Origin of the sequence: Cohaesibacter sp. ES.047 (genome assembly GCF_900215505.1) — a bacterium.
Lineage (GTDB): Bacteria > Pseudomonadota > Alphaproteobacteria > Rhizobiales > Cohaesibacteraceae > Cohaesibacter.
In genome coordinates, this window is sequence record NZ_LT907844.1 from 4,797,626 (window position 1) to 4,822,678 (window position 25,053).

At 55.7% G+C, this 25,053-nt stretch carries 23 protein-coding genes and 2 tRNA genes; 8 read left to right on the forward strand and 17 right to left on the reverse strand.

What is annotated here, in order from left to right:
- Positions 1–7 precede the first annotated feature (7 nt).
- Positions 8–1,261 carry a sarcosine oxidase subunit beta family protein gene (locus CPH65_RS22230; protein ID WP_096176568.1) on the reverse strand — a complete coding sequence of 418 codons (1,254 nt, stop codon included), beginning with the start codon at positions 1,259–1,261 and terminating at the stop codon, positions 8–10.
- Positions 1,262–1,359: 98 nt separating this feature from the next.
- Between CPH65_RS22230 and CPH65_RS22235 the strand changes: the two genes are divergently transcribed.
- Entirely contained in the window at positions 1,360–2,355 is a 996-nt protein-coding gene (locus tag CPH65_RS22235; protein WP_096175899.1) for a GlxA family transcriptional regulator, read from the forward strand.
- Positions 2,356–2,488: 133 nt separating this feature from the next.
- Here the strand turns inward: CPH65_RS22235 and CPH65_RS22240 are convergent.
- Positions 2,489–2,565: transfer RNA gene (locus tag CPH65_RS22240), tRNA-Met, on the reverse strand.
- A gap of 285 nt (positions 2,566–2,850) precedes the next feature.
- Entirely contained in the window at positions 2,851–5,040 is a 2,190-nt protein-coding gene (locus tag CPH65_RS22245; protein ID WP_096175900.1) for an FdhF/YdeP family oxidoreductase, read from the reverse strand.
- A gap of 128 nt (positions 5,041–5,168) precedes the next feature.
- On the opposite strand from CPH65_RS22245, the gene CPH65_RS22250 reads away from it, so the two are divergent.
- Positions 5,169–5,450: an alcohol dehydrogenase catalytic domain-containing protein gene (locus tag CPH65_RS22250; protein WP_371359467.1), complete on the forward strand. Its 282-nt coding sequence runs from the start codon at positions 5,169–5,171 to the stop codon at positions 5,448–5,450.
- 107 nt (positions 5,451–5,557) lie between these two features.
- Here the strand turns inward: CPH65_RS22250 and CPH65_RS22255 are convergent.
- The 3 genes from CPH65_RS22255 to dapA form a co-directional block, all read right to left on the reverse strand.
- Positions 5,558–5,634 (reverse strand) — tRNA-Met (locus CPH65_RS22255).
- 133 nt (positions 5,635–5,767) lie between these two features.
- A complete protein-coding gene (smpB, locus tag CPH65_RS22260; RefSeq protein WP_096176569.1) occupies positions 5,768–6,250 on the reverse strand; it encodes an SsrA-binding protein SmpB in 483 nt (160 codons plus the stop codon).
- An 18-nt stretch (positions 6,251–6,268) separates the two neighbouring features.
- Positions 6,269–7,144, reverse strand: coding sequence for a 4-hydroxy-tetrahydrodipicolinate synthase (gene dapA, locus CPH65_RS22265; RefSeq protein WP_096175902.1), 876 nt, complete (start codon positions 7,142–7,144; stop codon positions 6,269–6,271).
- A 260-nt stretch (positions 7,145–7,404) separates the two neighbouring features.
- On the opposite strand from dapA, the gene CPH65_RS22270 reads away from it, so the two are divergent.
- Together CPH65_RS22270 and CPH65_RS22275 are read left to right on the forward strand one after the other, a co-directional pair.
- Entirely contained in the window at positions 7,405–9,642 is a 2,238-nt protein-coding gene (locus CPH65_RS22270; RefSeq protein WP_096175903.1) for a lytic transglycosylase domain-containing protein, read from the forward strand.
- 144 nt (positions 9,643–9,786) lie between these two features.
- A complete protein-coding gene (locus CPH65_RS22275; RefSeq protein ID WP_096175904.1) occupies positions 9,787–11,004 on the forward strand; it encodes an alpha/beta fold hydrolase in 1,218 nt (405 codons plus the stop codon).
- A 119-nt stretch (positions 11,005–11,123) separates the two neighbouring features.
- On the opposite strand, the gene CPH65_RS22280 is transcribed toward CPH65_RS22275, so the two are convergent.
- From CPH65_RS22280 to cutA, 8 genes are all read right to left on the reverse strand, one after another.
- Positions 11,124–11,969, reverse strand: coding sequence for an ABC transporter ATP-binding protein (locus CPH65_RS22280; RefSeq protein ID WP_096175905.1), 846 nt, complete (start codon positions 11,967–11,969; stop codon positions 11,124–11,126).
- Positions 11,966–12,820, reverse strand: a complete 855-nt coding sequence (locus CPH65_RS22285) for an ABC transporter ATP-binding protein (protein WP_096175906.1) — start codon at positions 12,818–12,820, stop codon at positions 11,966–11,968. The genes CPH65_RS22280 and CPH65_RS22285 overlap by 4 nt, the downstream gene beginning before the upstream one ends.
- 12 nt (positions 12,821–12,832) lie before the next feature.
- Positions 12,833–13,741: an ABC transporter permease subunit gene (locus tag CPH65_RS22290; protein ID WP_096175907.1), complete on the reverse strand. Its 909-nt coding sequence runs from the start codon at positions 13,739–13,741 to the stop codon at positions 12,833–12,835.
- An 11-nt stretch (positions 13,742–13,752) separates the two neighbouring features.
- Positions 13,753–14,760: an ABC transporter permease subunit gene (locus CPH65_RS22295; RefSeq protein WP_096175908.1), complete on the reverse strand. Its 1,008-nt coding sequence runs from the start codon at positions 14,758–14,760 to the stop codon at positions 13,753–13,755.
- Between the two features lie 220 nt (positions 14,761–14,980).
- On the reverse strand, positions 14,981–16,573 hold the full coding sequence (locus CPH65_RS22300; protein ID WP_096175909.1) for an ABC transporter substrate-binding protein: 1,593 nt from the start codon (positions 16,571–16,573) through the stop codon (positions 14,981–14,983).
- A 390-nt stretch (positions 16,574–16,963) separates the two neighbouring features.
- Positions 16,964–17,338, reverse strand: coding sequence for a ribbon-helix-helix domain-containing protein (locus CPH65_RS22305; protein ID WP_096175910.1), 375 nt, complete (start codon positions 17,336–17,338; stop codon positions 16,964–16,966).
- Between the two features lie 51 nt (positions 17,339–17,389).
- Entirely contained in the window at positions 17,390–17,971 is a 582-nt protein-coding gene (locus tag CPH65_RS22310; protein ID WP_172891602.1) for a DJ-1/PfpI family protein, read from the reverse strand.
- Between the two features lie 103 nt (positions 17,972–18,074).
- Complete coding sequence (cutA, locus tag CPH65_RS22315; RefSeq protein ID WP_197703901.1) at positions 18,075–18,428, reverse strand: divalent-cation tolerance protein CutA; 354 nt, start codon at positions 18,426–18,428, stop codon at positions 18,075–18,077.
- Positions 18,429–18,523: 95 nt separating this feature from the next.
- Between cutA and CPH65_RS22320 the strand changes: the two genes are divergently transcribed.
- The 3 genes from CPH65_RS22320 (at position 18,524) to CPH65_RS22330 (ending at position 20,545) form a co-directional block, all read left to right on the forward strand.
- Positions 18,524–19,297 carry an NAD kinase gene (locus CPH65_RS22320; RefSeq protein WP_096176571.1) on the forward strand — a complete coding sequence of 258 codons (774 nt, stop codon included), beginning with the start codon at positions 18,524–18,526 and terminating at the stop codon, positions 19,295–19,297.
- A 155-nt stretch (positions 19,298–19,452) separates the two neighbouring features.
- Complete coding sequence (locus tag CPH65_RS22325) at positions 19,453–19,971, forward strand: response regulator (protein ID WP_096175912.1); 519 nt, start codon at positions 19,453–19,455, stop codon at positions 19,969–19,971.
- Between the two features lie 121 nt (positions 19,972–20,092).
- Positions 20,093–20,545: an Hpt domain-containing protein gene (locus CPH65_RS22330; RefSeq protein ID WP_157747861.1), complete on the forward strand. Its 453-nt coding sequence runs from the start codon at positions 20,093–20,095 to the stop codon at positions 20,543–20,545.
- 69 nt (positions 20,546–20,614) lie between these two features.
- Here the strand turns inward: CPH65_RS22330 and CPH65_RS22335 are convergent, their stop codons facing one another.
- Positions 20,615–21,769 (reverse strand): DUF2336 domain-containing protein, encoded by a 1,155-nt coding sequence (locus CPH65_RS22335; RefSeq protein WP_157747862.1) that lies wholly within the window; start codon positions 21,767–21,769, stop codon positions 20,615–20,617.
- A gap of 137 nt (positions 21,770–21,906) precedes the next feature.
- A complete protein-coding gene (locus CPH65_RS22340; RefSeq protein WP_096175915.1) occupies positions 21,907–23,268 on the reverse strand; it encodes a transglycosylase SLT domain-containing protein in 1,362 nt (453 codons plus the stop codon).
- A gap of 265 nt (positions 23,269–23,533) precedes the next feature.
- On the opposite strand from CPH65_RS22340, the gene CPH65_RS22345 reads away from it, so the two are divergent.
- Positions 23,534–24,274, forward strand: coding sequence for an aldolase/citrate lyase family protein (locus tag CPH65_RS22345; RefSeq protein WP_096175916.1), 741 nt, complete (start codon positions 23,534–23,536; stop codon positions 24,272–24,274).
- A gap of 192 nt (positions 24,275–24,466) precedes the next feature.
- Here CPH65_RS22345 and CPH65_RS22350 read toward each other — a convergent pair whose 3' ends face one another.
- Positions 24,467–25,036, reverse strand: coding sequence for a nitroreductase (locus CPH65_RS22350; RefSeq protein WP_096175917.1), 570 nt, complete (start codon positions 25,034–25,036; stop codon positions 24,467–24,469).
- Positions 25,037–25,053 lie beyond the last annotated feature (17 nt).

Consider the following 25,053-nt stretch of genomic DNA (forward strand, 5'->3'; position numbering starts at 1 on the left):
GAGATCCTTAGTGGGCAACGGCGGCGGCAGCGGCTTCGTCAATCAGGCGGCCGGAGCGGAAACGCTCAAGGTTGAAAGGGGCGTTAATCGGATGCGGCTCGTCCTTGGCGACAGTCCAGGCAAGGGTGTGGGCCGCGCCCGGCGTGGCCTTGAAGCCGCCTGTGCCCCAGCCGCAGTTGACATAAAGGCCCTTGACCGGGGTCTTGCCCAGAATGGCTGACCGATCAGGCGTCACATCGACCGTGCCACCCCATTTGCGCAGCATCCGCATACGATTGAAAATCGGGAAGATTTCGGTAATGGCAGCGACCGTATGCTCGATCAGCGGAAGACCGCCACGCTGGGAATAAGAAGTATATTGGTCCGTCCCCGACCCGATGACGAGCTCGCCCTTGTCCGACTGGCTAATGTAGGCGTGAACAGCGTTCGACATCACCACGCAGGGGAAGATGGGCTTGACCGGTTCGGAAATCAGCGCCTGAAGCGGATAGCTCTCGAGCGGCATGCGAACATGTGCGGTGTCCATCACAACGCTGGAGTTGCCAGCCGCAGAAACGGCGATCTTCTTGGCCTTGATGAAGCCCTTCGAGGTATCAACACCCGCAACAGAGCCATCGGGATTGCGGCGAATGGCATTGACCGCGCAATTCTCGATGATTTCAACACCGCGAGCAGCCGCAGCCCGGGCATAGCCCCAGGCAACAGCATCGTGGCGAGCCGTCCCCGCTCGCTTCTGCAAGGCCGCCCCCATCACCGGATAGCGGGCGTTTGGCGAAATGCTGAGGGGCGGGCAGAACTCCTTGGCTTCTTCAGGGGTGAGCCACTGGTTGTCGACGCCATTAAGGCGATTGGCATGAATGTGACGTTTGAAGCTCTGCACATCATGCACCGTGTGGGCGAGCATCAGCACGCCGCGGTTTGAATACATTACATTGTAATTGAGGTCCTGACTGAGCCCTTCCCACAGATCGAGGGCGTGATCATAGATCCGCGCACTTTCGTCATAGAGATAGTTCGAGCGGATGATCGTCGTGTTTCTGCCCGTATTGCCACCACCGAGCCAGCCCTTGTCGATCACAGCAATGTTTGTGATGCCATGCTCCTTGGCCAGATAATAGGCCGCGCCCAAACCATGCCCGCCAGCGCCGATGATGATCACATCATATTCGCTCTTCGGTTGGCTTTCGGGCCATTGCTCGGGCCAGTTCTTGTGTCCGGAAAGAGTATTTTTTATCAAAGAAAATGCATTGAAGCGCGTCATCATACACACCGCCTAATATTCGTGTCTGGACGACAGGTTGAAAGTATGATGGGCTGTGCGCAGGAATATTTCCGTCACATGATTTGTAAAATTGCGCCATGCCGACAAATGAGCCCTCAAACCGCAAACAATTGCGCGTTGCCTTTCTGTTGTCCGACCGGTTCACTCTGTCGGCTTTCGCAAATTTCGTTGATGTTCTGCGCCTCGCTGCCGACGACGCCGACAAATCCCGCCAGATACACTGCGAATGGGCAGTCCTGTCCGACGACATGTCCTTGATCAAATCCAGCTGCGGCGTCTCCATCCGGCCAGACACACGGCTGAGGAATGCGGGCCACTATGACTATGTCGTCGTTGTCGGAGGATTGATGGGCGAGCGGGCCGCTCTCAGCGCCGAAAGCATCGCCTATCTCAAGCGGGTCGCCACCGAAGGCACCTCACTCGTTGGCCTGTGCACCGGTGTTTTCATCTTGCAGGAAGCGGGGCTTCTTCAAGGCTACAAAACCTGCGTCAGTTGGTTTCATCATCAGGAATTCATTGATCGCTTTGAAACCGAAGAGCCGGTGTCTGACCAGATCTTCGTGGTCGACCGCAATCGCCTGACCTGCTCGGGAGGCCACGGCACGGCTCATCTCGCCGCCTTTCTGGTCCAGCGCCACATAGGACAGGCCGCAGCCATCAAAAGCCTCAACATCATGATGATCGACGATGCGATGAGCGGCGAGAGACCGCAGCCAGCAACCTTTTCCTCAAACAAGGCAAAAGATCCGCTGGTAAAACGTGCCATCCTGCGCATGCAGCAGAATATCGAACTACCCAAAACCATTGATGATATGGCCAAGGAGATCGGCATCGGAAGGCGTACTCTGGAGCGCCGGTTTCTGGCAGATGTCAAGGAAACACCGCACACAATCTATTTGACGCTCCGGCTGGAACGTGCCCTCGTATGGCTCAGGACAACCAATGAACCCATCTTGGAAATCGCCATCGCCTGCGGCTTTTGCGATGTCGCCCATTTCTCGCGCACGATGAAATCCAAATGGGGCATGACCCCATCGCAGTACCGCGCACTGGAAACGAAGATAAAGGCCTGACGACCGGCAACGATAACCAAGATCGACAGAGCAAGAATGGAGAAAAGAAAATTTCGTCTCGTGGGAGAGCAACTTCGCTTTCGGGATCTTCACATCTGCTCAACTTCACATTCAATCGAATGCGAAGGAGCGTTGGTTGCGGGGGTAGGATTCGAACCTACGACCTTCAGGTTATGAGCCTGACGAGCTACCGGGCTGCTCCACCCCGCGCCAAAGCGTGTCCTATATTGCCAAAGCAACATAGCACTTATATGGCACCGTGTCCGTGCCATTTCAAGAGACCGACAATCTGTGAGATTGGGTGCGGGAAAGGCTTTGACCGTATCCCTGCTTGTCACTTGCGCGCTTAACGCTGCACACCCATAGAAGCTAAGCCATCGCATTGCAACAGCTATTTCCGCAAGGAGTGGATAAAGCCACTCTGACCTCGCTCAAGCAAACATGGCCAGCGCCCCTGTATTTCATAAATAGGGCCATCGCCACGACCAGAGGCCGTTACCTCGGCCCCACCGCGCCCGCGATGGCAACATCGACATCAACGGATTTGAAGGCAGGTGTCCGGCTGCGCGGATCCACCTTTGTGTCGGTCAACACATTGGCTTCCGGGTAATAGGCCAGAATGGATCCTTGCGGCAATCCGAAGGCATAGACGGTCACCCCTTCCATCTTGCCGTTGGGTGATGTCACATCCGCCTTGGCTTCGGGCTCGATGCCGAGTCTTTTCATGTCCTCTGCATTCATCAGGATGGACCATCGGGTCTTGGTGCCGCGATAGCTGTCCGTCTCTTCATAAACGATGGAATTATATTGCCCCTCACTGCGCATCGTGGACAGAACGAAAGGCTTGTCTCCAGCCTCCGGCAACGGATGGGTGACAAAATGGGCCTTGCCGTCCTTGGTCTTGAAGTCCGGGCTATGGATGATCCGGTTGCGAATGTGAAATTCGCGCTTGGCGACATCAATTGTGGCCAGATCTTCCATACCGGGCACCACTTGCGCGATGGCTTTGCGCAGTTCCTGATGCTTGCCAAACACCTTGAAGTCTATCACATCATCCCCCAGAAGGCGCGATGCCAGATCGGACAGGATCACGGATTCCGGGCGAACCTTGTCGAGACGATGGATGCCGCCATCAGACAGGCGCACGAAGTTAAACATGCTCTCCTGTGTGGTCGGCTCCCACTCTTCATCCCGGGCCGTGACCGGCAGGATCAGCACCTCCCCGCTTCCAAGACCATGCACATGGCCCTGATTAAGGGTGGTGGTCATGAACAGCTTGAACCCGATCAGCTCCAGGGCTTCCCGCGCCCAAGCGGTATCTGGCGTGGCTGAATAGAGATTGCCCCCCATGATCACGGCGCTATCAATCAACCCGTCACGCGCAGCAGCCAAAGAGGCCATGGTATCAAGTCCCTTGGCTGCTGGCAGTTGGATGCCAAAGGCCTCTTCCAGACGGGACAGCACCTCTTCCGGCAAGACCGGCTTGACGCCAATGGTGCCAACCCCTTGCACATTGGAATGGCCGCGCAAGGGGAGTAGACCGGCATTGGGCCGCCCCACCATGCCGCGCATCAGGGCAAGGGCGGAAATATATTCGATATTCTCCACGCCATGGAGATGATGGGTCATGCCCATGCCCCACGAGAAGACCGCCGATTTTGAGGCGCCATAAATGCGGGCAGCCTCTTCGATCTTGTCCCGCTGAACGCCGCTTGTTTGGGTAATTTCATCCCATGAGATGGCTTTAATGTCGTTAAGGAAAGCCTCGAACCCGATGGTGTGGCTATCAATGAAGGCTTCATCGAGATCACCCGCCTCGATGATCGCCTTCGCAATGCCCTTGAACAGCGCCATATCAGAGCCGATTTTCGGCTGGAGATAGTGGGAGGCGACATCACGCCCCCCGGTCATCATGGCGCGGGCGCTCTTGGGCGAGGCAAAGCGCACGAGGCCCGGTTCCTTCGCCGGGTTGATCACCACCACATGGCCGCCCCGCTTGCGGCACTCGAGCAGCTTGTGGATGAAACGTGGATGGTTCGATGCCGGATTCGCACCGATCACAAAGATCAAATCAGCGCCGGTGAGGTCCGCCAGCTCAACGGTGGAGGTTCCGGTGCCGATGGTGGCCCCCAGCGCCATGCCAGTGGCCTGATGACAGAAATAGGAGCAGTTGGTCACATTGTTGGTGCCGTACATCCGGGCGATGAGCTGGAACAAAAACGCAGCCTCGTTGGATGACCGACCGGAGGAGTAGAAAAAGGATCGGTCAGGCTCGGTCGCTTTCAGCCTGTCGGCAACGATCTGCAAGGCATCATCCCACTCCAGTCTTGAAAACCCCTCAGCGTCCCTTGCCTTGTAGAGCGGGGTATTCAGGCGACCAAGGGTCTCCATTTCCTTGCCCGTAAGCTCCCGCAGATCAGCAATGGTGTGCTTGTCAAACAGGGCATCCGGAATGGGAGGCTGAATATCCGTCGATTGGGCCTGAACACTTTTGTTGCAGACAGCCGGGTATTCGCCAATCTCGTTGACCATACCGCCGGCTTGCCCCCCCATGCCAAGCGCACAGGATTTGCAGGTATTCTTGCTGGTCAGAGCCTTGGCCGATTTCACCACACCGATCTGGCGCATGGTATTGAGCGTGTAGAGGACTTTCTTGTGGCCACCGCCGACGATCTGTTTGGGCATGGGTCTTTACCTCTCTCCACGCTTGGCTTGCAATATGTGCCGATCCCTCCCGGACTAGAGCGCCTTGAAGGTGTCGCAGCGACAAAATATCGGAAGCACATTTAAGCATTAACGCTTATTCGACACAAATCTCTTTCGCAAGGCCAAGGCGGCAGCCTCCTCACATCAAGCTTCAGGGGTCGAATAGTATCGGAACGATTGACAAGATCGGGGCTGGCGTGACCGGTTTCGAAGTCGGGCAACGCATCTTTGGCGATTACGTGATGAGTGGTGGTGGGTCTGCCGAATATGCCTGCGTGCCAGCGAACCTGTCGGCGCCTGTGCCCGAACCAATTGCCGATGAAACCGCAGCTGCCTGCCACAAGCCGGCGGAATCGCCCTCACGGGGATGGAAGCCGTCGCAGCGCTGATCAGGAGCGACCGATACCGCGACCAAGAACCACTGCACCATCACGCATAGCGAGCGAATGCTTGACCAAATCAAGTAGCTATCATTCATACAAAATGTAGGGAAGATTGGTTGCGGGGGTAGGATTCGAACCTACGACCTTCAGGTTATGAGCCTGACGAGCTACCGGGCTGCTCCACCCCGCGTCATTGGAGTGTCATCTTTATAGAGGCACAGTCAGAATTTGAACCCCCAAATTCGGGTTTTCCCCTCCTTTAAGGGGACGATGACTTTGCCACCGCGACAGAGCGGCAAAGGTGCCGTTGGAAATGCAAACGCTCACCCACGCTCCCGCAGCAGACGCGCCTTGTCGCGCTGCCAGTCACGCTTTTTGGCATCCTGGCGTTTGTCATAATCCTTCTTGCCCTTGGCAACAGCAATGGCGAGCTTGGCGATGCCCTTGTCGTTGAAATAGAGCTTTAAAGGCACGATGGTCATGCCTTCTCGCTGGACAGCCTGTTTCAGCTTGTCGATTTCGCGCTTGTGCAAAAGCAGCTTGCGTGGCCGGAGCGGCTCGTGATTGAAGCGATTGCCCTGAGTATATTCCGGAATGTGGGAATTGATCAGGACAATCTCGCCATTTTCGTCCGACGCATAGGATTCAGCGATGTTGGCCTTGCCAAGGCGCAAGCTTTTGACTTCGGTGCCTGTCAATTGTAGGCCCGCTTCCAAAACATCGCCAACCTCGTAGTTGTGACGCGCCTTCCGGTTCTCCGCCACGGTACGATTATTCGGATCGCTTTTTTTCTTTTTCTGTGCCATGCCCAACAGATAAGCGCTTTAGATCAGACCTGCAACCTTCATTGCAGCTTCGATCTTGGCTTTCACCGGATCTGTTGCTTGAACCAGCGGCAAGCGGATCTCGTTTTGAATCTTGCCGAGCACCGACAAGGCATATTTCGCCCCTGCAGGACTTGGCTCAAGGAACATCGCACGATGCAGCGGAAATAGCATGTCATGAAGCTCAAGTGCCTTGTCCCAGTTGCCGTCCATGCAGGCAGTCTGGAACTGTGAACACAGCTTTGGTGCAACGTTGGACGACACCGAAATACAGCCATGGCCGCCTTGCGCGTTATAGCCAAGCGCGGTCGGATCCTCGCCGGACAACTGCACGAAGTCCTTGCCAATTTCGAGCCGCTGACGCGTCACCCGTGTCAGATCCGCAGTCGCGTCCTTCACACCGATGATATTGTCGCAATCATCGAACAGGCGCTTCATGGTTTGAACGCTCATGTCGATCACCGAACGGGGCGGAATGTTGTAGATCACAATCGGGATGGAAACCGAAGCGGCAATCGCCTTGAAATGCTGATAGAGGCCTTCCTGCGATGGCTTGTTGTAATAGGGCGTAACAACGAGCACACCATCAGCGCCAACCCCTTCGGCAAACTTTGCCAGATCAATGGCCTCGGCGGTGTTGTTTGAACCGGCACCGGCCAGAACGGGAACACGCTTGTTGGCAACAGACACGCAAGCCTCGACGACCTTCTTGTGCTCATCATGGCTGAGTGTTGGGGATTCCCCCGTTGTGCCGACAGGAACCAGCCCGTGGGTTCCTTCGGTGATCTGCCAGTCTACAAAAGACTCAAAGGCCTTGTAGTCCACAGCGCCCTCTCGAAAAGGTGTGATCAGAGCGGTGCAAGATCCCTTGAACATATCCGTGTTTCCTCACTTTGAGCGGGTTATGGGTTTTCCCGCCATTATTCTTGACATTTTGTTATTTCAGTCCAGCAAATTGCCGAAATATACGACATATCCAGCAAATTGCCGATTTCATGAGTGCATAACATCACAGAACAGCGCTCAATGCAACAATGGGAATCATTCCATCCCGAAGGGATTTGTTCATCATAATTCTGCAAGATTGATGTCTCAAAGAGAGATAAACCGGGAAACCAACAGAATTTCAAGCTGATATGTGCAAATCCATTAATAGAACAGCCGCAGCAAGCCTCATTCTGGCCATCGTATTTGGTGCCTGCGACGCCTCCGCGCAGGCCGAGACGATGCCTTTGCCAAAGGCGCGTCCGGCTGCCGTTCCGATTGCGGCCCCAGCAGTGACCCCTGCCCCGGTTCAACTCGTGCCACAAAGCGTCGAGCAAATCATCGATACCCATTCGGTGACACCGACGAGCGGCGCAGCGATTGTCACAGCCCTGCCCCAAGCCAAGCCGGGCCTACCTCCACTCACTGCAATCACGGCCACCGTAGCACCCGCCACGGTCGCACTGCCCAAGGTGATCAAAACCACAAACGATATCGATGCCAAGAGAGGCACGCTGAAGCAGGCCCTTGATGCGCTCGATAAATACAAATCCAACGAAGCCGTTGCTATTTACAAGGGCATGAAGCCCTCGCTTGATCGCTCGATCCTGACCTACATACTGACCATTGGTGCCTATCGCAATTTCCCGGCCTCGGAAATCAAGCGCTTCTATGATCAGAAAACCAACTGGCCGAGCCGCAGCCTGACGGCCCGCAGAATCGAGGAAGCAGTCGCCCGTCAGGTCAGAACGGGAAAACCGCTGGCCGGAGCCTTTGGCAACACGATCCCCAAATCGACCACAGCCGCAATCGAGGTCGCCATCTCACAAGCCATGGTTGGCAACAAAAAACAGGCCGCGCGGATCATTCGGCCCATCTGGCGCAGTGAAAAACTGAATGCAAAAACCGAGCGGAAAATCCTGTCAGCCATGCGCTCGCTATTGACCAACAACGATCACTTCCAACGCGCCAGCTTCCTGCTCTACCATGAGAGAGCGACAGGCGCGAACCGGTTGAACAAATATCTGACCGCTGATCAGCGCAAATATGTCGAGGCGCGCACCGCAGTGATCCGCCAACAGAAATCGGCCAGTGCAAAGCTCAAGGCGGTTCCCAAGAGCCTTCGCTCGGATCCCGGCTATGTCTTCTCGCGCATCCAGTATTTGCGCAGGAAGGGCAATGAGACCGCCGCAGCCGACGTCATGATCAATGCCCCTCGCGCTGTCGAAAAGCTGATCAATCACCGCGAATGGTGGATTGAACGCAGGCTCATGTCCCGCATCATGCTCAACAAGGGCGATGCCAGGCGCGCCTATCTCATTGCGGCCCGCCATACGGCCCAATCGAGCAAGAACAAGTCCGAGGCCGAATTCCACGCCGGCTTCTTCGCCTTGCGCTACCTGCATGATCACAAGACGGCTGCCATCCATTTCGAAAGAAGCTGGAAAGTGGCCTCCCGCGATCGCGACAAGTCGCGCGGGCTCTACTGGCAGGGTCGTGCATGGGAGACAGCCGGAGACCGCAAGGTCGCCGAGAAATTCTACAAGGCGGCTGCTAACCCGACTGTCTATTATGGCCAGCTTGCAATGGAGGAAATCGGACAGACACAGATGCACTTGTCCAATCCGCCTGCAGCCGATGCTGGCACCAAGACCCGCTTCAATGGTCGTGAACTCGTCAAGGCCATCAAGCGCCTGAAAGCGGTTGGTCATGAAGATCGCGCGGGTCCGATTTTCCGTCATCTTGCCAGAACGCTCGACAATCCATCAGAAGTCCTCCTTCTGCATCAGATGGCACAGAGCTATGGCCAGCATCAGGAAGCCGTGCAGATCGGACAGATCGCCCTCAATCGCCACATGCCGGCCCAGAAGATGGCGTTCCCGCTCAACGTCATCCCGCGCGGTGTCAAAACCAACGGCATTGATATTGCCCTGATCTATGCACTGACCAAACAGGAAAGCGTCTTCAACATCGGAGCCGTGAGCCACGCGAACGCGCGCGGCCTCATGCAGATGCTCCCCGCCACGGCAAAGCGGACGGCTCGCAGTCTGGGCGTGAAATATTCAAAATCCAGGCTGACCCGCGATCCAAAATATGCGGTGCTGTTGGGCAGTGCCTTCCTGAAGAAAAATCTCGAAACCTTCAACGGGTCTCTCATCCTCACCTTTGCTGGCTACAACGCCGGTCCGGGGCGCCCGCCCCAGTGGATTGAGCGCTTCGGAGACCCCCGAACCAATGAGGTGAGCGCGATTGACTGGGTGGAGCGGATCCCCTTCACCGAAACCCGCGACTATGTCATGAAGCTGATCGAAAATCTGCAGGTCTATGAAGCCCGCATCCACGGCAAGGGGCTCGATATCAGTGCAGATCTCAAGCGCGGTCATCCTTGATGCAAAGATCGAATCCTAGTCGACCAAAGAGCAGGCTGCACCAGCTTGGCAGGTCGCCAAAGACGCGCTAAGACTGAAAACATAGTGGATATGAGAGACAAAAGACGACAAGGGCTACCAGACCATCATGCCGTTTTTTGATCGATGGCCGATGCCAAACCATGGGACATGCTGATGGACTATCCTGTCAGACGCTTCGAAATCACGACCTTTGACGGCCTCGTTCTACGCGGAGAAGTTTTTGGCGACCGGTCGTGGCCGTCAACCCCCATCTTTTGCCTTCCGGGCCTCACGCGCAACAGCCGCGACTTCCATCCGCTTGCCGAACGTCTCGCCGGAGACCCGGATAATCCTCGCTTCGTCATGATCCTTAACAGCCGGGGCCGCGGGCCGTCCGATTATGACAAAGACCCCGAGAATTATACCGTCCTGATCGAGGCAAACGATGCCATCCATGCGTTGACGGCGGCCGGTCTGGAAAAGGCGATCTTCATAGGCACCTCCCGTGGCGGCCTGCTGACCATGGCCATCGCAGCCCTGCGCCCCGGCATCATCGCCAGCGCGGTGCTCAATGATGTCGGCCCGGTGATTGACGCAACCGGCATTGCGCGCATCAAATCCTATCTCACCATGTCAAAACCGGTGAGTGATTGGGATGATGCCCTGTCCTACATGAAGACGGCCAACTTCAACCAGTTCAAAAACCTCAGTGAAGAGCAATGGGAGCTTTTCGCACAGATGACGTTCCGGGACGAAAAGGGCAAACCCACAAGCGACTTCGACAAGGCAATCGCCGACAGCCTAGGCTCGCTCGATCTCAGCCAACCCTTGCCCGCCGCATGGCCACAATTCATCGCCCTCTCCCGTTGTCCCGTTCTGGTGATCCGGGGAGAGAATTCCGATTTGCTGTCGCCATCCACGGCTTCAGAAATGCTGGCCCGTCATCCGGATTGCGAGCTTTTTGAAGTGAAGGATCAGGGCCACGCCCCGCTGTTCATTTTCGATGAACTCAATGAGCGTATCGCGGCCTTTGCCACGGAAACAGACGACAAGATCAAGCAAGAGCAAACCAGTGCCGAACCGGCCTTCCTTGCAGCGGAAGATATCATCTATCTCGAAATCGAGGAACCTGAGCCCGAAGAGGAAGATGCGGTTGAGGACGAGACGGATGAGACATTAGGGGCTCCATCGGAGAAGACGCCTGAAAACACGCCTGAGACTGCGCCTGAAGACGTGATGGAAGACGGGCCAGCAGATGACCCCGAAGTCCAAAATCAGGCTGCTGAACCACCGGCGAGTGACAGCGAAACGCCGAAGGACGATGAGCAAGACAGGCAGGAACCGCTCGTCACCCCGATCTGATGCGCGCCTATCACAGGTTTTATTCAACAAACAGCAAAGCCCGCCGAGCCATTCGCTCGACGGGCTTGTTTAGGCTTTGTCCTATTCTCAGACTGGACTTGGGTTGAACTGACACCAAGTCAGGCGGATTTCTTGCCTTCAGTCACCCGCGCCCTGATCTTCTCGATGCTCGTCTGCGGCGTCGCCGCAAGCAGGGTCTTGGTGTAGTCATGCTGTGGATTGTTGAACACCTCTTCGCGCGTTCCGCTTTCGACGATCTCACCGAAATACATCACCATCACCCGATCCGCGAGATACTTAACCACACTGAGATCGTGGGAAATGAACAGATAGGAGAGATTGAACTCGTCCTGCAAATCCTTCAGCAGGTTGAGGATCTGAGCCTGAATCGACAGATCGAGCGCCGACACCGGCTCATCCAGCACAAGGATATCCGGGTTCAACATCAGGGCACGACCGATGGCAATGCGCTGACGCTGGCCGCCCGAAAACATATGCGGATAGCGCCCGAAATGCTCCGGAGCCAACCCCACTTTCTGCAGCATGTCCATCGCGCGTCGCCGACGTTCCGCCGATGGCATTTCCGGATTGTTGATCAGCAGCGGTTCTTCAAGAACCGCCCCGACCTTCTGGCGCGGATTAAGCGAGCCATAAGGGTTCTGGAACACAATCTGGATGGTTCGGCGCAACTCGGAACCGATCTTCTTTTTGGAGATGTCAATCGAATGGCCTTCGATTTTCAACTCGCCCGACGTCTGGGCATCGATCAGCGTAAGAATGCGCGCTAGGGTCGACTTGCCGCAGCCGGATTCCCCAACAAGTGCCAGTGTCTCGCCCTTGATGAGATCAAAATCGATCCCCTTGAGCGCACGCACGGTTTCAACACGGCCGAACATGCCGCTCTTGGTGATATAGTCCCGTGTGATGCCACGCACCTGCATAATCGGATTGGTTTCAACACTCATGAGGCCACTGTATCCTCTTTGCTGTAGGAGCTGGCAAAGTCACTCACCGTTGGCAACCTGTCGCCATCTGCCCGTTCGGGAAGAGCAGACAGGAGCGCCTTGGTATAGGGATGCTTGGGACTTTCAAAAAGCTCAAGCACGCCGGATTCTTCCATCTGCTCGCCATTATACTGCACCACCACCCGATCAGCGGTTTCTGCGACAACACCCATGTCGTGGGTGATCATGATCAGGGCCATGTCACTGCGCGACTGGATGTCCATCAAGAGATCAAGGATCTGCTTCTGGATTGTCACATCGAGCGCCGTAGTCGGCTCATCGGCGATAAGCAACTGAGGCTGGCAGGCAATCGCCATGGCGATCATGATGCGCTGGCACTGGCCACCGGACATCTGATGGGGAAAACTGTTAAGCCGCTTCTCAGGCGTGGGAATGCCCACCGCCTCGAACAGCTCGAGCGTCCGTGTCTTCACATCCCTGCCTGTGAGGCCCAGATGTGTCTTGAGCACTTCGCCAATCTGGAAGCCCACCGTGAAGCACGGATTGAGGCTGGCAATCGGCTCCTGAAAGATCATCGAGATGTCTTTCCCGATCACCTGCCGGCGTTCCTTGGCAGACAGGGTCTGAAGGTCACGACCATCAAACTGCATGAGGTCGGCCTTGACCGTTGCCGTGTCCGGCAACAGGCCCATGGTCGCCAGCATGGCCACCGACTTGCCCGAACCGGACTCGCCAACGATGGCGAGAACTTCGCCCTTCTCGACCCTGTAGTCGACCCCTTTGAGGGCCTGAAACGGACCGGTGGCTGTTTCGAATTCGACCGTGAGATTACGGATTTCCAACAAGGACATAAGAAACCCTCCTCAAGACCGTTTCAGTTTCGGATCAAGCGCATCGCGCAGACCGTCACCGATGAGATTGATCGCCAGAACGGTGATCAGGATCGAAATACCCGGGAAGGTGACAACCCACCAGGCACGCAGGATGAACTCGCGCGCTTCAGCAAGCATCGTTCCCCATTCGGGGGTCGGCGGCTGGGCACCAAGTCCCAGAAAGCCAAGAGCCGCAATATCGAGGATGGCATTGGAGAAGGACAGCGTGCCCTGCACAATCAGCGGGGCTGTGCAGTTGGGCAGAATGGTCAGGAACATCAGCCTGAGCGAACTGGCACCGGCGACGCGGGCTGCAACCACATATTCGCGCTCACGTTCGGCCATCACTGCGGCTCGCGTCAGACGCACGAAGTGAGGCTGATAGACCACCGCAATCGCGATCATGGCGTTGATGAGGCCCGGCCCCAATACGGCGACCATGACCAGCGCCAGCAAAAGGCTGGGAAACGCCAGAATGATATCCATGATCCGCATAATCAGGGTATCGGTCTTGCCGCCATAGTAGCCAGCAACAAGACCAAGCACGATGCCGCCAGTGAGCGCGATCAGAACAACAACCACGCCGACGAATAGCGAAAAGCGTGACCCCATGATCAAACGCGACAGCATGTCTCTGCCCACAGCATCGGTACCCAGAAGGTAAGCGCTCTGGCCACCATCCTGCCAGAAGGGAGGCAGAAGGAAGGCATCGCGATACTGGTGATTGGCATCATGCGGCACAATATAAGGGGCCAGCAACGCGATCAGGACAAGCGCGACAAACACGCCAAGGCCGATCACCGCCCCCTTGTTGACGCTAAAATAGAACCAGAATTCCTTTAACACAGCCCGCGTGGACTGGCGGGAGACGGATTCGACTCTTTCAATTGTATCAGTCATAGAGCGCTCCCTTAGTGATGCCGAATGCGCGGATTGATGAGACCATAAAGCAGGTCGACGATCAGATTGACCGTCATCACCAGCACGGCAACCATGAGCAGCCCGCCCTGCACGACCTGATAGTCACGCCGCGAGATGCTGTCGACCATCCACTTGCCGATTCCCGGCCAGGAGAAGATGGTCTCAGTCAGGATGGCCCCGGCGAGCAGCACGCCCACCTGAAGACCGATGGTGGTGATCACCGGGATAAGCGCGTTGCGCAGCGCATGAAGCCCGGTCACACGAAACTTCGAGAGGCCCTTGGCCCGTGCGGTGCGGACATAATCCTCACCCAGCACTTCCAGCATGGCAGAGCGCGTCTGACGCGCAATCACGGCCATGGGAATGGTAGCAAGCACGATCGATGGCAAGACCAAGTGTGAGAAAGCTGAGCCAAAGGCCCCCTTCTCACCAGAGAGCAGCGAGTCGATCAACATGAACCCAGTAACCGGCTCGAAGTAATACATCACCGAGATTCGTCCGGAGACAGGCGTCCACTGTAACCAGCCCGAAAACACGATGATCACCAGAAGCGCCCACCAGAAGATCGGCATGGAATAACCGACAAGCGCGGTGGTCATGACCGAATGATCGAACACCGAACCGCGTTTAACCGCAGCGATCACACCAGCCGGAATGCCGAGCACAACGGCAATGATGATAGCGACAAAGGAGAGTTCCAGCGTTGCAGGAAAGAGCGTGAAGAACTCGTCCCATACCGGGCGACGCGTCACCATCGACGTGCCAAAGTCCCCATGGAACAGGCCTGCCAGATAGTCGAAATATTGCATGATCACCGGCTGATCAAAGCCGAACTGCGCCTGCAATTCCGCATAACGTGCTTCGGAAATGCCGCGCTCGCCAGCGAGCAGCAGGATCGGATCACCGGGGAGAAGGCGTATGAAAAAGAACGCCACAAGTGTCACGCCAATGAAGGTCGGAATAAGCATCCCGACACGGCGCAAGATAAAACCCAACATTGATGTTGCCAGTCCTTTGAAGGAAAGAGTCTGCACTCTCGCCTTTTGTTCATTCAGCAGCTGCCTTGCCGGTCGTCTTCTTTTATTGAATCAGCAAGGCTGATCGTCATTGGTGACAGGCAAGAATTTCGGGCATTCTTTAGCGGATACACTGGGCGCAATCCATAGCCCTAAGCCAAAAAAAGACAGAGGCGGTAAAACCCGCCCCTGTCCGTGTAGATTATTCCTCGATATCCACACCGTAGAAGATGTGGCCACCGAGCGGATCAATCTTGTAGTTTTTCACTTTCGTGCTGATCGGCTCATAGACGACCGAATGCGCGATGGTTGCCCAAGGGGCTTCGCGTTTGAAGACAACCTGAGCTTCTTCATAAAGCTTGGTGCGTTCTTCAATATCGGTGGTCTGTTTTGCTTTCAGCAAGAGATCGTTGAACTCTTCGTTACACCATTTCGCACGGTTTGCACCGGACTCAACGGCATCACAGCCAAGCAGAACATACATGAAGTTGTCCGGGTCACCATTGTCACCGGTCCAGCCAAGCAGGGCGGCATCATGTTCACCATTGGACGAACGCTTCAGGTATTCACCCCATTCGTAGGACACGATTTCAGCTTCAACACCAATGGCTTTCCAGTCAGCCTGAATGAGTTCAGCCATACGGCGCGCATTCGGGTTGTAAGGACGCTGTACCGGCATGGCCCAGATGTTGGTCTTCATGCCTTCAACACCGGCTTCGGCCAGCAGCTTTTTGGCAGCTTCCGGATCATACGGATCATCGACAACTTTGTTGTTGTAGGACCACATGGTCGGCGGAATCGGGTTCTTGGCGATTTCACCAGAGCCCTGGAAGACGGCATCCAGAATGGCCTTCTTGTTGATGGCCATGTTGAGGGCCTTGCGAACACGTACGTCCTGGAACTTTTCTTTCTGGTTGTTGTAAGCCAGATAGCCAACGTTCAGGCCGGGCTGATGCATCAGGTTGATGCTGTCATCCGCGTCCATGGCTTCAAGATCTGCCGGGTTCGGATACGGCATGACATGGCATTCGCCGGCTTTCATCTTCTGATAGCGCACAGAAGCATCCGGCGTGATCGAGAAGATCAGGTTGTCAATCGGAGCCTTGCCTGCCCAGTAGTCCGGATTGGCCTTAAAGCGAATGATCGCATCTTTCTGATAAGCGACGAGCTGGAAAGGACCGGTGCCGACAGGGTTCTGATCGAAGGTTTCCAGTTTGCCAGTTTCAGCGATCTGATCGGCATATTCAGCGGAATGGATGGAGGCAAAATCCATGGCCATGTTGGCGATGAAAGGCGCTTCAACCTCGGCAAGAACGAATTTGACGGTGTAATCGTCGACCTTGACGATATCCTTGATCAGGGTATCCATCGACATGCCGCCGAAATACTCGTACGTGCCGCCCGAAACCTTGTAGTAAGGATGGTTCGGATCTTTCTGACGCATGAAGGAGAAGAGCACATCATCCGCATTGAAGTCGCGGTTCGGAGTGAAGTCCTTGGTTGTGTGGAACTTGACGCCTTTGCGCAGATGGAAGGTGTATTCCAGACCATCTTCGGACACGTCATAGCTTTCAGCCAGGCCAGGGACGACATTGGTGCCGCCACGCTCGAATTCGACCAGCTTATTGTAGACGTTCTTGGACGAAGCATCAAACGTGGTGCCCGCCGTGTAAAGCGCCGGGGTGAAACCCTCCGGGCTACCCTCAGAGCAATAAACCAGGGTCTTGGCTTGCGCGGTCGCAGACAACACAACAGCCAAAGCGGTCGCAGCCAGAGCTTTGGTAAGCAGCTTCATGTTAATATCCCTCTATTCGTTATCATTTTGATGTGCCAACTAGACAGACCGGATGCATAAAATCAACCATCCAGTAGTATTTGCCGCTCCCGAAGTTATACCCTCAGGAACGGTCTCTCCCAATGCCTAACCAGCAGACCCAAAGTCGAAACCAAACAAAACAGAAATGCAATCTTTTATTCGATATATTCCACCCAATTTGGGATAATTTGATCGCCTTAATGCTGCATTGGGAAAAATATTCGGGATTCCGGGCTCATTGCGGCAATTCTCGAAATGGCGCTTGTAGAAAAGCATCCACCTCAAAGCCGCACGCATAAGATGTTACGCAAGGTTAAGTGACTGGGGCTGTGTGAGAGGCTGCTCTTCACAGCATCATATGACGCAGGATCATTTTACGAGGCGCAGTCTTTCCTCTGCCCACCCATTGCGCTCGCGATCCAGAATCCGCTCCGCATTGAGAGACCGGATCGGAATGGATGGATTTTGCGGAATGTCGCCCGTCAGCTGCAATGCCAGAAAGCGCCCACAACACACTCTGAGGAAGCTGGTGAAATTCCCCAGATTGTGATCGGCGTCTTCGGCTTCATGATAAAGCTTTGAAATCAATTGCGTGACGGCAAACCCGTCACGCTTGGCAATCTGTTCCAGAACCTGCCAGAAGAAACTCTCCAGCCGGATCGACGTCACCATGCCGTCGATCCGCAAGGATCGGGTTTCACACTCCCACATTGCCGGATCAGATCCAATAAACAATTGACACATGGTATCCTCCCATACCGAGCGCTACAGACTTCCGGCAATCCACGGGCATGTTCAGGTTTCGATTTTTGTCCCCAGAACCACCAGAAACTGCGAGATCCAGGCCGGATGAGCCGGCCATGCTGGCGCAGACACCAGATTACCATCTGTCACAGCAGCATCAATGGCTATATCGGCGTAGGTGCCGCCAGCCAGTTCCACCTCGGGCTTGCACGCCGGATAGGCCGAACAATTGCGCCCTTTCAGAACCCCCGCCCCGGCCAGAAGTTGCGCACCATGACAGATTGCAGCAACCGGTTTGTCTGCATCAAAGAAATGCCGCACCATCGCAAGCACAGCCTCATTGAGCCTGAGATACTCGGGCGCCCGACCACCGGCAACAACCAGCGCGTCGAAGTCCTCGGGCTTGATTTCGCTAAATGTGCCATTGAGCGCGAAATTATGGCCACGCTTTTCCGAATAGGTCTGGTCGCCTTCAAAGTCATGAATGGCGGTGGCAATCGACTCTCCCGCCTTCTTGTCCGGACAAACCGCGATGACCTCATGTCCGACCGCAAGCAAGGCCTGAAACGGAACCATGATTTCGTAGTCTTCGCCAAAATCGCCAGCGAGCAACAGAATTTTCTTAGCCATGATGATAGTCCTCCCTTATCTATGGATGGACCAAACATGACACACCGCGCCCTCACCTAGGTATTATCCCCATACTACGGACAAAAAGACATGCAGCAGGCCATCACTAGCCAGCATCTGGCGAAGGATCAGCCGTCTCCGAAATGACCCAGCTCAGAAAGCCCGGCAGGCCATCGGCCACAGGCAGTGCGATTAGGGCAGGTTCTTCGTAAGGGTGATGTTTCTCAAACAGAGCTTTGACGGCAGGCATCCTGGATTTGCTTGTCTTGGCAATGAAGGCGACCTCCGCCGCTTCCTCAACCTTTCCATCCCAGCGAAACAACGAAATCATGCCGGGCAAAAGATTGACGCAGGCAACAAGCCGCGCATCCAGCAGCGCCCGCGCGATAGCCTTGCCCACCTCGGCATCGGGACAGGTGCCATACACAAACAGACATTCGGCATCAAACTTGTTGTCCAAGCGGTCCTCCTGATTGGAAAAATATCTAATCCATGCTACTGCAGATTAAGGGTCCACGCAAAGCGGATCAGTTGAGTAAAAAACGGACCATCGAAATGTCGCAGGCATTTGAGAATATCGCTTTCATTTCCAGCGCAACCGATGAAACGGAAAAGGCGAGGAAAAAGCTGGCTCACCGTTATGGTTCCGTCCCTCCCGATCAGGCCGATGTCATTGTTGTTCTGGGTGGCGACGGCCTGATGCTCCAGACCCTTCATCGCTACATGAACAGCGACATACCCATTTACGGTATGAACTGCGGTTCGATCGGCTTCTTGATGAATGAATATCTCGAAGACGATCTTCAGGCACGCCTTGAAAAAGCTGAGGTGTCGGAAATTCGTCCCTTGCATATGCAAGCAACCACCGCAGACGGCACCATCCACGAATCCCTCGCAATCAACGAAATTTCCGTTTTTCGCCAGACAGCGCAGGCCGCAAAGCTCGAAATCCAGATTGACGGCAAGATCCGCATGGAAGAGCTGATTTGCGATGGTGTGTTGGTGGCAACCCCCACCGGCAGCACGGCCTATAACCTCTCAGCGCATGGTCCGATCCTGCCCATCGATTCCCCTCTTCTGGCCCTCACGCCGATCAGCCCCTTCCGGCCCCGTCACTGGCGCGGAGCCCTGTTGCCCAATTCGGCACAGGTACGGCTTCTGGTACGCGAACCCAACAAGCGCCCCTTGAGCGCCGTGGCAGATCATTCGGAAATCCGATCCGTCTTGGAGGTTGAAATTCGCGAGGACATGGAGCATTCCTGCAAGATTATGCTGGACCCCGAACACGGCTGGACGGAGCGCATTCTCACCGAGCAGTTCCGCTATTGAACCTGCAGGCAGATGCAAATTCCATCAAGGTTTTTGCCTTGCAGCAAGGAAAGCCTTCTTTAATATGCAACCACTATAATTCAAATTCGAACCATTGCCGGACAGCGAACAAAGGCGTCCGGCATGGCAGGTGACTTTTTTAGGCTGCACAAGCAATGATCAATCTCGACCTCTCGCAGTTGCGTTTTCTAGTGGTAGAAGACAACACGCATATGCGACGGGTCGTGCGCACCTTGATCAACGGATTTGGAGCCCGAGAAGTAACCGAAGCAGAGGACGGAGCAACCGGCCTCGAATTATTTCAGGCGACTCAACCGGACATAGTGATCACTGACTGGTTTATGCCTATATTTAGCGGCATAGAACTCACGAGGATGATGCGTAACCCTGATTCGTCCAGCAATCCGACAGTACCGATCATCATGCTGACCGGACATTCGGAGAAGAAAAGAGTGGTCGACGCCAGAGACTCCGGGGTAACCGAGTTTTTGTGCAAACCCATTTCGGCAAAGGCACTGTATGCAAGGGTCGCGAATTGCGTAATCAATCCAAGGCCTTTCATCAAAGCCTCGGCATTTTATGGACCTGATCGCAGGCGGTTCTCCAACCCACTCTACAAGGGCAGCGAGCGTAGAAACGCTCAATCCGACCCAGACCGGGTGGAGCTTAAGTGACGAGAGCAGGTGACTCGGGCCCTAAAGCGGCCTAAGGTCATAGGACAAGCAAAGGACAAACCAAATGGCCGACTATGAGATCATAAAGCCCAAAGTCGACTTGAGGAAAAAAATTCGTGTCTTGCCCAGCAGCAACGATTTTGATCCCGTTGCCAAGGCAGAGCAAGCCATGGAACGTCTTTCGGTCAATTTTGGCAACTGGATGAAGGAAGAGGTTTTCAAGCTGCAAAAAGCTTGGGAGCCGATGGAAAAAGGTGAATGGACCGAAGAGACCGTCGCCACCCTGTTCCGGTCTGCTCACGACATAAAGGGTCAGGGGCACACCATGGGCTTTCCGATCGCTGGTGTCATCGCTGGATCCCTGTGCGATCTGATTGAGACTATTCCGCAAGTTGAAGACTTGCCCAAGCAGATCATGCAAAAACATGTTCAGGCGATCACTGCTGTCGTCAACGAAGGCGCTCGCGAAGAAGACAATGCAATCGGCAACAAGCTGGCCAACGAGCTTTCAAGCGTCGCGATCGACCATATCGAAAAGGTCACAGGCAAACCCTTTGATCCGAACAATCGCTAGAAACGAAAAGAGCCGCCCTGTCGAGCGGCTCCGCAGTTGATTGCTGACGTGGCACTTCGCCTCCATGCGTCAAGCGGCATCGACTTGCCGAAACTTTGCCCGCATTTCCCGAGCCTCGTCACGCGCAATCTGCGTCGCAAAGCGCCTTAGCAGTGCATTCAGATCGTCCAGCTCGTCGTCCCCGCCCCCATCATAATCACTCAGGATCCGATCGACCATCAGCCGCGCAAACCGCGACCGGGGCACTTCGGGGTCGAAATCTTCCGATAGATCCTGATAGGCAACCAGCGCGGACTGAACAGTCGACACGACGCGCTCCGAAAGCCCGGCCTTCAGGCACAGAGCCCGAACAGCACTCTGACTGGCGTCCGCCACACAGGCCCGCACCCGCTTGTCGCTGAGATCGGTGAGGCTGACCATCGACGCCACGAACAGCTCGACATTGCCCATACAAAGCCCGCGAATGAGGATGTCGGCCGTCAGCTGCCCGGACAGGCGCAAATGCTCGACAAGTGCGATCAGTTCATCGCCATGCGCACAGCAAAAGGCAAGATCGACAGTGGCCTTGTCGCACGCGTCCTTGAGCAGCGCAGAGCGACGTTCAACACTGACGAATGACTGAACCAGCGACAATTGCCCCAGAGCATCGCCAAGTTGAACGATCAGCATCTGGCGGATATCAACAGGAAGGCCGGGAAGGCTGAGCAAGGCGTTGCGCAACTCGGGTTCATGTCCGAAACGCTCGGTCAGCCGACGCAGACTGAACACAGCCAGTTGTGCACCGGGATTGTCCAGCATGGCACGGCAAGCCTCGAGTGTGCCAACCTCTGAGATCGCAGCAGACAGCGACGGGCTCACAGACGGGCGTGATGCAATCGCTATCTGCTGAGAGACCGCGCCATCAGCGATCAGATCGACAAGCTCTCCATCCAGCAACACCGGCGAGGAAGCCAAAACCGGAACGGCAACCGCCTCGATATCCTGAATAAGAGTGAGAACAACGTGTCTGGGCGCATAGGGCGACGTTGCGAGCGCATAGGCCAGCGCTTCACGCACCATCGGCGATGGATCATCCAGAAGAATCGTCAAGGCCGTTTCCGCTGCCTGCTTCTCGCAAGGCTCCAGATCGGAATAGAGGTAGGCACGCGCCAAGGCGCTTGTCGCTTCCGCGCGACGCTCGACAGGGGCGGTTTCAATCCACGAGAGAAACTTCGCAACAATCATCCCAAAAATCCCTGGCCCGAAGGCCGATACGCACATACTGAAAAGGCGGCACGGAAAGTGCCTTACTTGGGATCATTTTGCCTGACCAACCCTTAACGATCGGTTCACCATAAATGGCAAAGGCAATCGGGATGAAATCAGCTCGTGCGTCCGAGCTTAAACACGTCTCGGCTGAGGAAAGCCGTAAGGTCCATGGCGGACCGACTGCGGCCGGTTTGATGTGTGCTGACAGAAGCGCTCGCTTCATCACCAACCAGATCGATCGGGGCTGGAGATAAGACGTCCGCACTGACCGGGCGCGTCTGCAGAATTGCGCCAGCTGTGCTGGCGGGACTGGAGGCAGCAACAGGGGCGGAGGGTGCTGCCGGTTTGCTGCGGGGCAATGGCTGCATATCCGCCGACGCTGCAACGTCTGGATTGTCGGCTTCGGTCTGCATGGTCCGAACGCCTGACAGTGGATCACCGGTGAGATAGCTTGCCTGTTCGGCTGTGAAAATGCGGCTCTTGCGCATCTCATGCTGAGCGGCTTCAATCACGCGCTGGCCATCTGTATCAAGTGCAAGACGAGAGGAACGCGCCTCGAGCGCCGTTTCCGTCGAATTATAGCTCAGCCCATACCGACTGGGCAGCAAGGGCTTGCCGGGATGCGAAAAGAAATTCTCAAGAGACCTGTCAGACGATTCTGCCACCAAACGGGATTTGGCAACATCCGTCTCCACGGGTTGATTCTGCGCGACAGTCGACTTTGTCACGCTCGCCTGCGCTGTCGCCGGGACAGTCTCTTCATTCACCTGCGCATAACGGCTGGATTCTTCGCTGTTCTTGGACTTGAACAGATCGCGCAAACCAAGAACATCGACCAGCGTCCGGCTTTTCTTCTCCGGCGCACCGTTGGGAACGGTCGAAACGAGATCGTCATAGACCTCGGCAACCGTTTTGGCCTCCCCGGTTTTTTCATAAAAGATGCCGCGGTTGGCCTGCGCCTGCTGCGGGAAGACCTTGTTCGCGGCAAGATCAGGATTGCTGTTCACAAGTTCGATCAGCTTGCTGCTGCCATTCGCACCCAGAAAGTGCGCGGCATAAAGCTCCCCGGACGAGGGATCCCGATTGAGTTTCTGCGCCAGAATGCCTTCATTCTGCTGGGCAAGCGCACCAGCCAGCAACGTCGATGCCCGAGGATCACTGCGCAGGTTGAGGATCTGATCCCGCGCATCGGGGTCCCTGACGTAATACTTGCTGCCGACCTGTGTGATTTTGTCCGACAAATTGCCGTAACCCAGCTCCGGCCCGGCATGCTTCATGGTTTGCAACCAGGTTTGCTCGACGAACTGAAACAAGCCGGTCGCAGATGAAGTCGGCGCCTTTGCCGCTGGCTGTAGTCCGCTTTCACGCTGAGCCGTATGCAGCAGAAATTGAAAGCTCGTGCCGGTGGTCCGGCTCGCCTCTTCAAAAACGGACTGAAACCTTTGAGGCAGATTGTTCGCAACGGGACTGGTCACGGCTTTCTCTCTTAATCCTCTGGAATGGCCCAATGTGCGGATGGGAAAACCCTGTCCAAACATTTGGGACTCAGACTGGTTACCATTTCTTAACCATGGTGCCCATTTTAGGTTAATGAATGCTTAACACATAAGGAACCAGCCAGCTTCAGGCCTTGAAAAGCCTTGATCTTCGGGGGACGCCCCAAAGGAAGGGATCGCCCCTGCCCGGCTTCGCACCTATACTGTCTGCAACGCCAGATCGAACCGAGCCGAGGCTGCTATCATGCGAACCTTTCTTCCCATCCGCCTGAGTGCCGACACCCTGTATAGTGAACTGGAATCCGCCATCACCTCCAAGGCGGATGCGCTCATCCTTTCGCCCATCGAACTTGACCTTGATGCAATGAAAGGTGCCATCTGCGAGATCAGAACAGCATGCACCAAACTGCTCGGCACAGAGAAGCATCCGCACCTTTATATCCAAATCGATGCGCGCGCCGATCACACCTCGGATGAGGACATCAGCAAACTCGTCGAGACCGGACCCGACGGCGTGCTTGTGACAAACTGCACCTCGGGCACGGACATCACCGCCATGGATGTCAGGCTCGGCGCAGCGGAAGCCATCGCCAATGTGCCGATCGGCACGATTGACATTCTGGCCGTGGCACCCGAAAGCGCAGAGGCCATCTTCGGGCTGGAGACCTACCAAGGCTCAAGCCCACGTCTCAAGGCACTGATATGGGACGCCGACAAAATCGCAGCGGCCATCGGGGCCAAATCGCCCCGTGACGAGACGGCCGATTTCACCCCACCATGCCTCACCGCTCGAAGCCTTTGCCTGTTTGGTGCAGCCGCCGCAGGTGTCGCGTCGATCGACACGGGCTTCCCCGCGAGCGGCAGCCCGGCTGCCCTCAAAAGGGAGGCCATGACCGCCAGACGAGACGGCTTCACAGGCAAGATCGCGACAAACGAGCAACAGGTCGCCGTTCTCAATTCTGTCTTCGGTCTGGATCAGGCATAACACAAAAGGGCCACGCCCGATCCGCACTTCAAGTAATTTATTGCATGAATATCAAACAGTTGATCCACTTTTCTGAATCAGAATTCAAAGCTCTTGAATCAGATCCTCATGCACATAAATCAATCCGCCAATCACCAGAATCTGAACACAAGAACCGAAGGGCAACCTTCTGAGTTAAAGAGAGAAATCCGATCACTCCTGCCAATAGGAGACAATATCGGACAGGTTGGGGCGATCCCGGTCTGCAGGCGTTGCGGCTGCGGTGCCGATATGGATGAAACCGGCAATCTGCTCATCCGGACCGAGGCCCAGCACCTTCAGAAATGGGGCATCGAAGGCATACCATTCCGTCAGCCACTGTGCGGCGAAACCGGAACCATGGGCAGCGTGGACAAGGTTCATGCAGACCGCCCCGGCGGAAAGCACCTGCTCCCAGACAGGGACCGGCGCGGCAAGATTGGGCGACGAGACAACGGCGATCACCAGTGGTGCACGCGTGAATCGCGCCCGCTCCACCTCGACCCGTTCGTCTTTCGAGCGAGGCTCTATTTCGAGCCAGCGCTCGGCCACCACGTCACCAAGCCGCTTTGCGCCCGCCGCATCAAACCGAAGAAATCGCCAAGGCGCCAGTTTCTTGTGATCAGGCACACGGGCCGCTGCGGTTAACATCACCTCGACCTCAGCCTCGCTCGGGGCCGGTGCTTCCAGAAAGGCGGCCTGCACACTGCGCCGCGTGAGCAGATGATCAAGCAATTCTGACATTGAACACTCCTTCTTAC

Excerpts from the sequence above, each read along its gene's own strand:
- CPH65_RS22230 (WP_096176568.1), bottom strand. The coding sequence starts at position 1,261 with ATGACGCGCTTCAATGCATTTTCTTTGATAAAAAATACTCTTTCCGGA.
- CPH65_RS22235 (WP_096175899.1), top strand. The coding sequence starts at position 1,360 with ATGCCGACAAATGAGCCCTCAAACCGCAAACAATTGCGCGTTGCCTTT.
- CPH65_RS22245 (WP_096175900.1), bottom strand. The coding sequence starts at position 5,040 with ATGCCCAAACAGATCGTCGGCGGTGGCCACAAGAAAGTCCTCTACACG.
- smpB (WP_096176569.1), bottom strand. The coding sequence starts at position 6,250 with ATGGCACAGAAAAAGAAAAAAAGCGATCCGAATAATCGTACCGTGGCG.
- dapA (WP_096175902.1), bottom strand. The coding sequence starts at position 7,144 with ATGTTCAAGGGATCTTGCACCGCTCTGATCACACCTTTTCGAGAGGGC.
- CPH65_RS22270 (WP_096175903.1), top strand. The coding sequence starts at position 7,405 with ATGTGCAAATCCATTAATAGAACAGCCGCAGCAAGCCTCATTCTGGCC.
- CPH65_RS22275 (WP_096175904.1), top strand. The coding sequence starts at position 9,787 with ATGGCCGATGCCAAACCATGGGACATGCTGATGGACTATCCTGTCAGA.
- CPH65_RS22280 (WP_096175905.1), bottom strand. The coding sequence starts at position 11,969 with ATGAGTGTTGAAACCAATCCGATTATGCAGGTGCGTGGCATCACACGG.
- CPH65_RS22285 (WP_096175906.1), bottom strand. The coding sequence starts at position 12,820 with ATGTCCTTGTTGGAAATCCGTAATCTCACGGTCGAATTCGAAACAGCC.
- CPH65_RS22290 (WP_096175907.1), bottom strand. The coding sequence starts at position 13,741 with ATGACTGATACAATTGAAAGAGTCGAATCCGTCTCCCGCCAGTCCACG.
- CPH65_RS22295 (WP_096175908.1), bottom strand. The coding sequence starts at position 14,760 with ATGTTGGGTTTTATCTTGCGCCGTGTCGGGATGCTTATTCCGACCTTC.
- CPH65_RS22300 (WP_096175909.1), bottom strand. The coding sequence starts at position 16,573 with ATGAAGCTGCTTACCAAAGCTCTGGCTGCGACCGCTTTGGCTGTTGTG.
- CPH65_RS22305 (WP_096175910.1), bottom strand. The coding sequence starts at position 17,338 with ATGTGTCAATTGTTTATTGGATCTGATCCGGCAATGTGGGAGTGTGAA.
- CPH65_RS22320 (WP_096176571.1), top strand. The coding sequence starts at position 18,524 with ATGTCGCAGGCATTTGAGAATATCGCTTTCATTTCCAGCGCAACCGAT.
- CPH65_RS22325 (WP_096175912.1), top strand. The coding sequence starts at position 19,453 with ATGATCAATCTCGACCTCTCGCAGTTGCGTTTTCTAGTGGTAGAAGAC.
- CPH65_RS22335 (WP_157747862.1), bottom strand. The coding sequence starts at position 21,769 with ATGATTGTTGCGAAGTTTCTCTCGTGGATTGAAACCGCCCCTGTCGAG.
- CPH65_RS22345 (WP_096175916.1), top strand. The coding sequence starts at position 23,534 with ATGCGAACCTTTCTTCCCATCCGCCTGAGTGCCGACACCCTGTATAGT.
- CPH65_RS22350 (WP_096175917.1), bottom strand. The coding sequence starts at position 25,036 with ATGTCAGAATTGCTTGATCATCTGCTCACGCGGCGCAGTGTGCAGGCC.